An 11,624-nucleotide genomic window follows, 5' to 3' on the forward strand; every position below is an offset into this window, starting at 1 on the left:
CCTCCCACCTTGACTGCATTCCAAAGTTGGAACCCGGTCAGTGTGGGAGGGGGCTTGCCCCCGATGAGGCCCTATCAGGCACCCTTCGGTTTCCTGACCAACCGCAACCCCGCAATCACCACCGCAAACACTGCAAACGTGGTGTTGTACAACGCCAGCGCCGGCAAGCCGAACACCATCCCCAGCACCGCCAAGCCCCAGCCCATTCGGCCCGGTACAAAAAACGCCAGCACCGAGCTGACCAACGCCGCCCAGCCCAACACCTTGAAGTGAATCATCAAGCCCAGGTTCGAGCGCAACTGGCATTCCCAGCGACCGGCCTCGTCGGCGCAGATCCCTACCCAACTGCCATCTTCCATAAAGCCATAACGCGCCCCATAACTGGCGGCCAGCCACAGCGGCAGGGCAATAAGCAGCAAAATCAGTGGCAAGCGACGAGACATGAACGACCCCAAATAGGCAAAAACGGCGCCCAGCTTAATGCCCCGGAGGCCGTTGGCAAGGCGCATACACACAATTAGTGTTCATCAAAGCGTGGCAAAGTGTATCGTCTGGCTACTATTACCCCGATTCCTACGTTTTTTTCCGATTTTCGTGCCGAGGGCTGGCACTTCGGCGACGACGCGGCGGTCATAGCCTGCGAACTTCATTAAGCACGTTTCCTCTTAGGGATTTAGTCATGCTCCGTTCCTTGCGCTGTGCTGCCTTGCTGGGCAGCCTTTTTCTGAGTGCGTCAGCACTGGCAGTCGATATCGACCAAGCCAGCTATGGCTATCCTTTGACCAACCCGTTCGAAGCGACCATTGCGACCACCCCGCCCGACCTTCGGCCCAAACTGCCGAGCAACGATGAGATCAACCAGTCCGACTACACCCTGACGATGCGCCCCGAGCGCGAGTTCAGCCTGCCCGACAATTTCTGGCCGGTGAAAAAGCTCACGTACCGCATCGCCAAGCAGGACCGGGCTGCGCCGCTGATTTTCCTGATCGCCGGCACGGGCGCGCGGTTTGACAGCAGCCTTAACGAATACCTGAAAAAACTCTATTACCAGGCCGGCTACCACGTGGTGCAGCTGTCGTCGCCCACCAGCTTCGACTTCATCAGCGCCGCCTCGCGCTTCGCCACCCCGGGGATCACCCAGGAAGACGCCGAAGACATGTACCGCGTGATGCAAGCCGTACGTGCGCAGAACGCCTCGTTGCCGGTGACCGACTTCTACCTCACCGGCTACAGCCTGGGTGGCCTGGACGCGGCCTTCGTGGCCAAACTGGACGAAACCCGTCGCAGCTTCAACTTCAAGAAAGTGCTGCTGCTGAACCCGCCGGTCAACCTGTACACCTCGATCACCAACCTCGACAAGCTGGTGCAGACCGAGGTCAAGGGCATCAACAACAGTACGACCTTCTACGAGCTGGTGTTGAACAAGCTGACGCGCTACTTCCAGCAAAAGGGCTACATCGACCTCAACGACGCCCTGCTCTACGACTTCCAGCAATCCAAACAGCACCTGACCAACGAACAGATGGCCATGCTGATCGGCACCTCGTTCCGCTTCTCGGCAGCGGATATCGCGTTCACCTCGGACCTGATCAACCGTCGTGGCCTGATCATCCCGCCCAAGTACCCGATCACCGAAGGCACCAGCCTCACACCGTTCCTCAAGATCGCGCTGCAATGCGATTTCGACTGCTACCTCACCGAACAAGTGATCCCGATGTGGCGCGCCCGTTCCGATGGCGGCAGCCTGTTGCAACTGGTGGACCAGGTCAGCCTGTACGCCTTGAAGGACTACCTGCACAACAGCCCGAAAATCGCGGTAATGCACAACGCCGACGATGTGATCCTCGGCCCAGGCGACCTCGGTTTCCTGCGCGAAACCTTCGGCGATCGCCTGACCGTCTACCCGCTGGGCGGCCACTGCGGCAACCTCAATTACCGCGTCAACGCCGACGCCATGCTGGAGTTCTTCCGTGGCTAAATATCTTCTGCTGCTCGCCGCCTTGATGTGCGCGGGCGTGGCCAATGCCGACAACAGCAAGGCCCACGAACCGACCCAGATCGACGCCGATGGCTTCAAGGAGCCGCTGTCCAAGCTCAAGTTCAACCCCGGCCTGGACCAGCGCGAGTTCGAGCGTTCGACGCTGACCGCGCTCAACGTGTATGACCCACTGGAGGCGTGGAACCGCCGCGTCTATCACTTCAACTACCGCTTCGACCAATGGGTATTCCTGCCCGTGGTCAACGGCTACACCTACGTGACCCCAAGCTTCCTGCGCACCGGCGTGAGCAACTTCTTCAACAACCTGGGCGACGTGCCCAACCTGCTGAACAGTCTGTTGCAACTCAAGGGCCACCGTTCCCTGGAAACCACCGGGCGCCTGCTGCTCAACACCACCATCGGCATCGCCGGCCTGTGGGACCCGGCCACCGCCATGGGCCTGCCGCGCCAAAGCGAAGACTTCGGCCAGACCCTGGGCTTCTATGGCGTACCCGGCGGCGCCTACCTGGTGCTGCCGATCTTCGGCCCGTCGAATCTGCGTGACACTACCGGCCTGATCGTCGACTACGGCGCAGAAACCCAGATCAACTTCCTCAATGTGTCCGAGGTCAGCTCCAACCATCCGGAAGTCTGGGCGTTGCGTGCGGTGGACAAGCGCTATCAGACCAGCTTCCGTTATGGGCAGATGAACTCGCCGTTTGAGTATGAGAAGGTGCGGTATATCTATACGGAATCGCGCAAATTGCAGATTGCCGAGTAAACAACGCCCACAAAAAAGGCCATTCGATTGAATGGCCTTTTTCATGGAGGAGTCAGCTTTACGTTTTCAGGGCCTTCCACACTTTGCCAACCCCGCTGACCAATGCCAACACGACTGCCCCCGCGATAATCCCGGCAACGCCGTTCAATAACACCGGCACCAACCATGCCATCCCGCCCGCGCTCTGACTGACTGTTTCGATCCAATGATGCACCACCGGCACGCCGTGGGTGAGGATGCCGCCACCGACCAGAAACATAGCCGCCGTACCAATCACCGACAGGCTCTTCATCATATAAGGTGCCGCCCGCAAAATGATGCCGCCGATACTGCGTGCCGCCCGACCCGGTTTCTGGGTGAGCCACAATCCCAGGTCATCCAATTTCACAATCCCGGCCACCAAGCCGTACACGCCCACGGTCATCACGATGGCAATACCGGAAAGCACGATCACCTGCTGCATCAGCGGCGCATCCGCCACAGTGCCAAGGGTGATGGCGATGATTTCGGCGGAGAGGATGAAGTCGGTACGTATAGCGCCCTTGATCTTGTCCTTCTCGAACGCCACCAGGTCGGTGGCCGGGTCGGCGAAGGCTTCGACCAACTGTGCATGTTCGGCCTGATCCTCGGCCTTACTGTGCAGGAATTTATGCGCGAGTTTCTCGAACCCTTCAAAACACAGGTACGCGCCACCCAGCATCAGCAACGGTGTGACCGCCCAGGGTGCAAACGCGCTGATCAACAACGCCGCCGGCACTAGGATCAACTTGTTGACAAAAGAGCCCTTGGCCACCGCCCACACCACGGGAATTTCCCGCTCGGCACGCACGCCGGAAACCTGCTGGGCGTTGAGCGCCAGGTCGTCACCCAGCACGCCGGCGGTCTTCTTGGCGGCCATTTTGGTCATCAGGGCAACGTCATCGAGTACTGCGGCGATATCGTCGATCAATACCAACAAGCTGCTACCTGCCATGTCCCGCTCCTCGCAAAGGTTTTACCGAGGATAGGAGGCTGGCGGGATTATGGGTAGTGGTAAGGCGTCAACGCGGTACGGTCGATGTTTCGGTCCAGGCGTTGCAACGCGCCGGCCAATGGAAACAGCACCCACAAAAAACCCTTTCGAATAATCGCGAGGCCATTTATGTCGGTGCCACATACATCAAATGACACCCACCTCGATTGCGCCCTTATGCCTGACTTCAACAATCAACATATGGCGGGCTTTTTCAGAGAGCAACCGGTCAATCCTGTCTCTGTGCCAGGCGTCCAAATGAGCATCCCACTCATCTAAAAACAAAAGCGGCGGGGCGTACTGCAATGAACACTTTATTTGATGCATGCGCTGTTCCCCGGTGGACAGGCAGTCGGCACCTTCAAACAGCGTCACGTCAGGTAATAACAGAATAGATGTCGGGAACTGGGACCTCAGGCTTTTCAGAAACGATGTTTTACCTGAGCCATTACGCCCGGCAATCAAGTACCTGCCAGACAGTATCTTCGATGTACGCAAAAGAGAGAGAAAGTCATCCATATCATGAGCCTGATCAGAAGCAATATCCTTGATGACGATCTGTTGGCGCTGGATTTGACGCTCCAAACCCTGCCGTTCCAATTGATGGGAAAAAGTTGCCAAGTTGCTAATTTTTTTCCGATACAGTAGAAACTTGCTGCCATACACACTCAGGGAGTGGACATTTCCGAACAGCTGCAAGGATCGAGGCAGCACCGCGATCAGCACACCCCATGCATTCTCCGCTACAGGAAAGAAAAATAGATAACTGACCATGCCCATGACTGCCAGCACTATCGGCACACAGGCAACTACCTGCTCAAGCCGCGCATAGGCGCTATACCCTTGCGCATAGTCGAGCGTTCTGGCTTGAAAGAGATCATAGGCCACCGAGCGCATACGCTCAGTACCCTGCAGGCTGTTACTCCACAGTGTATCGATGCCATTGACGACAAGCAGTCGCCGCTGCTGAATCTCACTCGCCCAACGGCCTACTTTCCCTTTAACAGCACTGACAAAAATAAATGAGATCAGAATGGTCGTCCCCATCACCGACGTGGCGACATCACCGAGCAGCGCGTGAAAAGCGTATAGCGTGAACACGATGCCTGCAGAAACGCTGATCAAACCATAATAGATAGCAACTGCATGCTCCAAGGTGGCGGGCGCTTCGCTACCCAGCCAAGCCATTAGGGTTTTGCGGTTCTTGGATGAAGACAGTTCCTGATCTGCACCGACCTCATCAATCACCTGGCGCACGTAGTTACGCCAGAGCGTCGCCTTTAAGCGTGCCGCGATCAGTTCGACACAAGCACTCACCAGATATGCTGCCAACGCGATCAAAAAGAACGCAGCGATCTTATCGCGAAGCAGAATAAAGGCATTAGCCGCCAACGCATGACCGGCACTGCCTAACTGATACACCGCTATCGCCATCAATGCCTGCTGAAAAATTATCAGCATCGCACCACTAATAAACCAGGGGTTGCGCGCCATCATTATTCAAACTCTGCATAAAAGAAAAACAATACCTGTCAGCACCAGTACGGCACCCAGATAGGTTGACATTGTCCTGCGTATCTCGCATCTATACTGCCTGGCTTTATAGCGCGCCACCTCGACCTGAGCTCGTTCAAACTTGGAGGCCGATGGAACATCAAATCGGCTGATGAACGCGTGCAGAAATCTTAGCCTCGACAACACATTGTAATGGGACGGCTCAAGAAATATTAAATCACCGGCCGTTATTTCGCGTATAACCAGCGTCGGAACAGGCGTCCTGAGCGGATAAAAATCGTGTGAATGCAAACTTAGCGCATTGCTTTCTTTATACAGAGCACCCAGCATGAGAAACGACTTCACGCACCTTATTTTATTTCTGACATGTATTCTGAGAAGCGTTGCAACATCAAAGTCTTCAGGCAACAAAATAATCAAGGCACGACCAAATTTATTATCACGATTACGCAAGGAACTCATAAATAGTACGCACGTGGCTATGTGTGCATCCCAATCAGTATCCGTGACATGGTTACCATAGCTAAAATAAATATCGTCATTCTTCAGGGCGCCCGCAACAAACGGGCAAACGGCACCACTTCTATAAGGGTGCTTATCCGTAAGAAACTCACTGACATAAGGTTTGACTCGTTCGAAGGCGGCATTGGCGAAACCGGGCTTTGCGATCTCTTTAAATTTTGACATTTCAGCAATCGGCGGGATCATGCAGCACGTCCTTATAAAAAAGGGTTTCCCTGGCTCGCCAGGGAAACGTCATCACTCTAATACGTTATTACCACTTCCAGCCCTCACACCCTCCCGCCAGCGACTGACTGCATATGGACGTCCGAAACACTAAGCGGGATAGGAAACCCTGTTTTTTATTCACAAACCCCGGGTCGTGCCTTTTATCGGAAAACGCTTGTGAGTATGCAGTCGAAAAGTCATCAATCATTTTTCTAATCCTTAGTTAATGGCTCCCAGACGACACGTTGAATCAACTGGGCTTGAGGAGCCAAACAACGCCCATCTCCATCGTCATTGAGGGTGTGCATTTGCCCTGCATTTTTTATAGTGCGCATTTCGCTATAAGCCTATATCCGAGCCAACTATAGGCACTGGGTACCCGTCAACCGCCGCCCCACCCAAACTTGCGCCCAATGCCAGGGTAACGCTCGTGGTATATGAGCTGCGGGAGGTTTCTTGAGCGTCGCGTAACGCCGGTGCTACCATGCCCGACCGCCAGTACTGGCAAGGAATTAACTGGTTTATGAGCAGCATTCGCGAGCGCAATAAAGAAAAAATCCTGCGGGCGGCCAGCGAGGAGTTTGCCGACAAGGGCTTCGCCGCGACCAAAACCAGCGACATCGCCGCCAAGGCCGGGCTGCCCAAGCCCAACGTCTATTACTACTTCAAGTCCAAGGACAACCTCTACCGCGAGGTGCTCGAAAGCATTATCGAGCCGATCCTGGCCGCCTCCACGCCGTTCAACCCGGATGGCGAGCCCAAAGAAGTGCTGAGCAACTACATCCGCTCGAAAGTCCGCATCTCCCGCGACCTGCCCCATGCCTCCAAGGTGTTCGCCAGCGAAATCATGCACGGCGCGCCGCACCTCAGCGCTGATCAGGTCGAGCAATTGAACGCCCAGGCCAAGCACAACATCAACTGCATCCAAAGCTGGGTGGATCGTGGCTTGATCGCGGCCATCGACCCCAATCACCTGATGTTCAGCATCTGGGCGGCGACGCAGACGTATGCGGATTTTGACTGGCAGATCTCGGCGGTGACCGGCAAGGCCAAGCTGGATGAGGCCGATTATGAAGCGGCGGCGCAGACGATTATTCGGTTGGTGCTCAAGGGGTGTGAGCCGGACTGATAGACCGAGGTGCCTGTGCCAATCGGGGGCAAGCCCCCTCCCACACTTTGCATGTATTCGCAGTTCAAAATGTGGGAGGGAGCTTGCTCCCGATGAGGCCCTTCCAGTCACATCAAATCAAGCCGCCACCCCCGCATCCGCCAACAGCCCCACCCCCTCAATCGCCGTGATCGCGCATTGCTCGTCAATATCCGACGTATCCCCGCTGATCCCAATCGCCCCCAACACCACCCCATCCTGATTCCGAATCAACACCCCACCCGGTGCCGGCACCACACTGCCCTGCCCCAGGCTGTTCAATGCCGCGATAAACGCCGGGCGTTGCTGCGCGTCCAGTGCCAGCAAGCGCGAACCCTTGCCCAGCGCAATCGCGCCCCAGGCCTTGCCGATGGCGATCTGCGGGCGTAGCAGGCTGGCGCCGTCTTCGCGTTGCAGGGTGATCAGGTGCCCACCGCTGTCGAGCACTGCGATGGTCAGCGGCGCGGCTGAAATGGTGCGGCCTGCGTTCAGGGCCTGGCTGGCCAGTTGGGTGGCGATTTTCAAGGTTAAAGCGCTCATGGTGCCGTCCTTCTTTTGTTATTGGGAAAGCGGTGGAGGTCTGAAAGATCAGATGCTCGATCAAACAAATAGAACACAATGACATTTGTTTTTGTATACAATATTTTCGCACAAACACTCCATACGTCGAAAAAATGCCTTCCGACGAACGCAAAGGCTCACCCATAAAATGGATTGACCTGCATAGCTCGCCGTGAATACACTTTGATCAGACACCACTTGTATACAATTACAAAACGCAAGAGGCACCAAAACCATGAGCAAAATGAGAGCAATCGAAGCCGCCGTTCTGGTAATGCGCCGTGAAGGCGTGGACACCGCCTTCGGTATCCCAGGCGCTGCGATCAACCCGCTGTACTCGGCCTTGCAGAAGGTGGGTGGCATCGATCACGTCCTTGCTCGCCACGTTGAAGGCGCCTCCCACATGGCCGAGGGCTACACCCGCACCAAGGCCGGCAATATCGGCGTGTGCATCGGCACCTCTGGCCCGGCGGGCACCGACATGGTCACCGGCCTGTACAGCGCCTCGGCGGACTCGATCCCGATCCTGTGCATCACCGGCCAAGCGCCGCGTGCCCGCATGCACAAGGAAGACTTCCAGGCCGTGGACATCACCAGCATCGTCAAGCCGGTGACCAAGTGGGCGACCACTGTTCTCGAGCCCGGCCAAGTGCCCTATGCGTTCCAGAAAGCCTTTTATGAAATGCGCTCCGGCCGCCCAGGCCCGGTGCTGATCGACCTGCCGTTCGACGTGCAGATGGCCGAGATCGAATTCGATATCGACGCCTACCAGCCGCTGCCCCTGGCCAAGCCACTGGCAACCCGCGTGCAGGTGGAAAAAGCCCTGGCCCTGCTCGACCAGGCTGAGCGCCCACTGTTGGTGAGCGGCGGTGGCGTGATCAACGCCGATGCCAGCGAGTTGCTGGTGGAGTTCGCCGAATTGACCGGTATCCCGGTGATCCCGACCCTGATGGGCTGGGGCACCATCCCTGACGATCACCCGCAGATGGTGGGCATGGTCGGCCTGCAAACCTCCCACCGTTATGGCAACGCGACGATGCTCAAGTCGGACGTGGTGCTGGGCATCGGCAACCGCTGGGCCAACCGCCACACCGGTTCGGTGGAGGTGTACACCGAAGGGCGCAAATTCATCCACGTCGACATCGAGCCGACGCAAATCGGCCGCGTGTTCACGCCGGACCTGGGCATCGTGTCCGACGCCGGTTCCGCACTGACCATGTTCATCGAGGTAGCCCGCGAGTGGAAAGCCGCCGGCAAGCTCAAGGACCGCAGCGCCTGGCTTAATGACTGCCAGCAGCGCAAGGCCACCCTGCACCGCAAGACCCACTTCGACAACGTGCCGGTCAAACCGCAACGCGTCTACGAAGAGATGAACCAGGTGTTCGGCAAAGACACTTGCTACGTCAGCACCATCGGCCTGTCGCAGATTGCCGGTGCGCAGTTCCTGCACGTATACAAGCCTCGTCACTGGATCAACTGCGGCCAGGCCGGCCCGTTGGGCTGGACCATTCCGGCGGCCCTCGGCGTGGTCAAGGCCGACCCGAGCCGTAAAGTGGTGGCGCTGTCGGGGGACTATGACTTCCAGTTCATGATCGAAGAACTGGCCGTGGGCGCGCAGTTCAAGCTGCCGTACATCCACGTAGTGGTGAACAACTCCTACCTGGGGCTGATTCGCCAGGCGCAGCGTGGTTTCGAAATGGATTACTGCGTGCAGCTGTCCTTCGACAACCTCAACGCACCGGAACTCAACGGCTATGGCGTCGACCATGTGGCCGTCGCCGAAGGCCTGGGTTGCAAGGCGCTGCGTGTGTTCGAACCGAGCCAGATTGCACCCGCATTGCGCCGCGCCGAGGAGCTGATCGAAGAGTTCAAGGTGCCGGTGATCGTCGAGATCATCCTGGAGCGCGTGACCAATATTTCCATGGGCACCGAGATCAACGCCGTCAACGAATTCGAAGACCTGGCACTGGTGGGCAACGACGCGCCAACCGCCATTTCCCTGCTCGATTAAGGAGAACCCTATGCCGCGTTTTGCCGCCAACCTGTCCATGCTGTTCACCGAGCAGGACTTTCTTGCTCGTTTCAAAGCGGCCGCCGATGCGGGCTTCGAAGGTGTCGAGTACCTGTTCCCCTACGAATTCAGCTCGGCTGAAATCAAGGCGCAGCTCGACGCCAACGGCCTGACCCAAGTGCTGTTCAACCTGCCGGCCGGTGACTGGGCCAACGGCGAGCGCGGCCTGGCATGCCACCCGGAGCGGGTCGAGGAATTCCGTGCCGGGGTCAAGCTGGCCATCGCCTACGCACAGGTCCTGGGCAATACCCAGATCAACTGCCTGGCGGGAATTCGTCCGGCCGGTGTGGATGACGCGACGCTGGAAAAGACTTTTGTCGCCAACCTCAAGTACGCCGCCGACAAGTTGCAAGCGGCGGGGATCAAGCTGGTGATGGAGATGATCAACACCCGCGACATTCCCGGCTTCTACCTGAACAATACCGCGCAGGCCCTGTCGATTCGCGAGCAAGTGGGCAGCGATAACCTGTTCCTGCAATACGACATCTACCACATGCAAATCATGGAAGGTGATCTGGCCCGCACCATGGCCGCGCACCTGGGTGAGATCAACCATATCCAGCTGGCGGACAACCCGGGGCGCAATGAGCCGGGCACGGGGGAGATCAACTATCGGTTCCTGTTCGAGCATCTGGACCGCATTGGTTACCAGGGTTGGGTGGGCTGTGAGTACAAGCCGCTGACCACCACCGAAGCTGGACTTGGCTGGCTCAAAACCCACAACGCGATCTAACAGACACACCACCAAACCCATGTGGGAGGGGGCTTGCCCCCGATGGCGGCGAACCAGTCAATACACGTTCGCCTGACACACCGCTATCGGGGGCAAGTCGAATCGTCGCACCGCCCCTCCCACAGGGGTCCTGCGGTGAACTAACAAGAGGATTGAATCATGGCTAAAATCGGATTTATCGGCACCGGCATCATGGGCCAACCCATGGCCGCGAACCTGCAGAAAGCAGGTCACCAACTGTTCCTCTCCGAACACCACGGCAAGGCGCCGCAAGCGCTGATCGACGCCGGCGCCATCGCCCTGGCCAACCCGCAGCAAGTGGCCCAGGAAGCCGAGTTCATCATCGTCATGGTGCCGGACACCCCACAGGTCGACGACGTACTGTTCCGCGCCGACGGCGTGGCCGCTGGCCTGTCGCCGAACAAGGTGGTGATCGACATGAGTTCGATCTCCCCCACCGCTACCAAGGCATTTGCCGCCAAGATCAACCAGGCTGGCGCGCAGTACCTCGATGCGCCGGTATCCGGCGGTGAAGTCGGCGCCAAGGCCGGCACCCTGAGCATCATGATCGGCGGTGAGCCGCAGACCTTTGAACGCGCCTTGCCGCTGTTCCAGGCCATGGGCAAGAACATCACCCTGGTCGGCAGCAACGGTGACGGCCAGACCGCCAAGGTGGCCAACCAGATCATCGTGGCGCTGAATATCCAGGCGGTGGCCGAAGCGCTGCTGTTCGCCTCCAAGAATGGCGCCGATCCGGCCAAGGTGCGTGAAGCACTGATGGGTGGGTTTGCCTCGTCGAAGATTTTGGAAGTGCATGGCGAACGCATGATCAAGGGCACCTTCGATCCGGGCTTCCGTATCAACCTGCACCAGAAGGATTTGAACCTGGCATTGGCCGGTGCCAAGGAGCTGGGGATCAACTTGCCGAACACCGCCGGAACCCAGCAGGTATTCAGTACGTGCACCGCCATCGGTGGCGGCAACTGGGACCATTCGGCGCTGATCAAGGGCTTGGAGCATATGGCCAACTTCTCCATCCGCGACAAGTAATCCCTGATTTGCAATGCGATCAAACTGTGGGAGGGGGCTTGCCCCCG

The 11,624-nt window shown here is 57.7% G+C and carries 11 protein-coding genes; 6 read left to right on the forward strand and 5 right to left on the reverse strand.

Annotated features, from left to right (window positions below; translation table 11 throughout):
* Nucleotides 1–74: 74 nt before the first annotated feature.
* On the reverse strand, nt 75–443 hold the full coding sequence (locus tag DYL61_RS04640; RefSeq protein ID WP_135307386.1) for a hypothetical protein: 369 nt from the start codon (nt 441–443) through the stop codon (nt 75–77).
* Between the two features lie 236 nt (nt 444–679).
* On the opposite strand from DYL61_RS04640, the gene DYL61_RS04645 reads away from it, so the two are divergent.
* Both DYL61_RS04645 and DYL61_RS04650 read left to right on the forward strand, forming a co-directional pair.
* The gene (locus DYL61_RS04645; protein ID WP_135307387.1) at nt 680–1,978 is read left to right on the forward strand and encodes a serine/threonine protein kinase; all 1,299 of its coding nucleotides are present in this window, start codon (nt 680–682) and stop codon (nt 1,976–1,978) included.
* Nucleotides 1,971–2,759: an MlaA family lipoprotein gene (locus tag DYL61_RS04650; protein WP_135307388.1), complete on the forward strand. Its 789-nt coding sequence runs from the start codon at nt 1,971–1,973 to the stop codon at nt 2,757–2,759. Before DYL61_RS04645 ends, DYL61_RS04650 begins: the two co-directional genes overlap by 8 nt.
* A gap of 58 nt (nt 2,760–2,817) precedes the next feature.
* Here DYL61_RS04650 and DYL61_RS04655 read toward each other — a convergent pair whose 3' ends face one another.
* From DYL61_RS04655 to DYL61_RS04665, 3 genes are all read right to left on the reverse strand, one after another.
* Complete coding sequence (locus tag DYL61_RS04655; RefSeq protein ID WP_135307389.1) at nt 2,818–3,732, reverse strand: DUF808 domain-containing protein; 915 nt, start codon at nt 3,730–3,732, stop codon at nt 2,818–2,820.
* 186 nt (nt 3,733–3,918) lie between these two features.
* Nucleotides 3,919–5,268 (reverse strand): ATP-binding cassette domain-containing protein, encoded by a 1,350-nt coding sequence (locus DYL61_RS04660; protein WP_135307390.1) that lies wholly within the window; start codon nt 5,266–5,268, stop codon nt 3,919–3,921.
* A 3-nt stretch (nt 5,269–5,271) separates the two neighbouring features.
* A complete protein-coding gene (locus DYL61_RS04665; RefSeq protein ID WP_135307391.1) occupies nt 5,272–5,994 on the reverse strand; it encodes a DUF6875 domain-containing protein in 723 nt (240 codons plus the stop codon).
* 544 nt (nt 5,995–6,538) lie between these two features.
* Here DYL61_RS04665 and DYL61_RS04670 point away from each other — a divergent pair.
* Entirely contained in the window at nt 6,539–7,144 is a 606-nt protein-coding gene (locus tag DYL61_RS04670; RefSeq protein ID WP_135307392.1) for a TetR/AcrR family transcriptional regulator, read from the forward strand.
* 117 nt (nt 7,145–7,261) lie between these two features.
* Here DYL61_RS04670 and DYL61_RS04675 read toward each other — a convergent pair whose 3' ends face one another.
* Nucleotides 7,262–7,702: a GlcG/HbpS family heme-binding protein gene (locus DYL61_RS04675; RefSeq protein ID WP_135307393.1), complete on the reverse strand. Its 441-nt coding sequence runs from the start codon at nt 7,700–7,702 to the stop codon at nt 7,262–7,264.
* A 256-nt stretch (nt 7,703–7,958) separates the two neighbouring features.
* On the opposite strand from DYL61_RS04675, the gene gcl reads away from it, so the two are divergent.
* The 3 genes from gcl (at nt 7,959) to DYL61_RS04690 (ending at nt 11,577) form a co-directional block, all read left to right on the forward strand.
* Nucleotides 7,959–9,734, forward strand: a complete 1,776-nt coding sequence (gcl, locus tag DYL61_RS04680) for a glyoxylate carboligase (protein ID WP_135307394.1) — start codon at nt 7,959–7,961, stop codon at nt 9,732–9,734.
* A 10-nt stretch (nt 9,735–9,744) separates the two neighbouring features.
* Complete coding sequence (gene hyi / locus DYL61_RS04685) at nt 9,745–10,527, forward strand: hydroxypyruvate isomerase (RefSeq protein WP_135307395.1); 783 nt, start codon at nt 9,745–9,747, stop codon at nt 10,525–10,527.
* A 159-nt stretch (nt 10,528–10,686) separates the two neighbouring features.
* Entirely contained in the window at nt 10,687–11,577 is an 891-nt protein-coding gene (locus DYL61_RS04690) for a 2-hydroxy-3-oxopropionate reductase (RefSeq protein WP_135307396.1), read from the forward strand.
* Nucleotides 11,578–11,624 lie beyond the last annotated feature (47 nt).

This window comes from Pseudomonas nabeulensis, assembly GCF_004682045.1.
GTDB lineage: Bacteria > Pseudomonadota > Gammaproteobacteria > Pseudomonadales > Pseudomonadaceae > Aquipseudomonas > Aquipseudomonas nabeulensis.

Bases quoted from the DNA above. Each gene is read 5' to 3' on its own strand.
- DYL61_RS04665 (WP_135307391.1), bottom strand. From the start codon at position 5,994: ATGATCCCGCCGATTGCTGAAATGTCAAAATTTAAAGAGATCGCAAAG.
- gcl (WP_135307394.1), top strand. From the start codon at position 7,959: ATGAGCAAAATGAGAGCAATCGAAGCCGCCGTTCTGGTAATGCGCCGT.
- DYL61_RS04660 (WP_135307390.1), bottom strand. From the start codon at position 5,268: ATGATGGCGCGCAACCCCTGGTTTATTAGTGGTGCGATGCTGATAATT.
- DYL61_RS04670 (WP_135307392.1), top strand. From the start codon at position 6,539: ATGAGCAGCATTCGCGAGCGCAATAAAGAAAAAATCCTGCGGGCGGCC.
- DYL61_RS04690 (WP_135307396.1), top strand. From the start codon at position 10,687: ATGGCTAAAATCGGATTTATCGGCACCGGCATCATGGGCCAACCCATG.
- DYL61_RS04640 (WP_135307386.1), bottom strand. From the start codon at position 443: ATGTCTCGTCGCTTGCCACTGATTTTGCTGCTTATTGCCCTGCCGCTG.
- DYL61_RS04645 (WP_135307387.1), top strand. From the start codon at position 680: ATGCTCCGTTCCTTGCGCTGTGCTGCCTTGCTGGGCAGCCTTTTTCTG.
- hyi (WP_135307395.1), top strand. From the start codon at position 9,745: ATGCCGCGTTTTGCCGCCAACCTGTCCATGCTGTTCACCGAGCAGGAC.
- DYL61_RS04675 (WP_135307393.1), bottom strand. From the start codon at position 7,702: ATGAGCGCTTTAACCTTGAAAATCGCCACCCAACTGGCCAGCCAGGCC.
- DYL61_RS04655 (WP_135307389.1), bottom strand. From the start codon at position 3,732: ATGGCAGGTAGCAGCTTGTTGGTATTGATCGACGATATCGCCGCAGTA.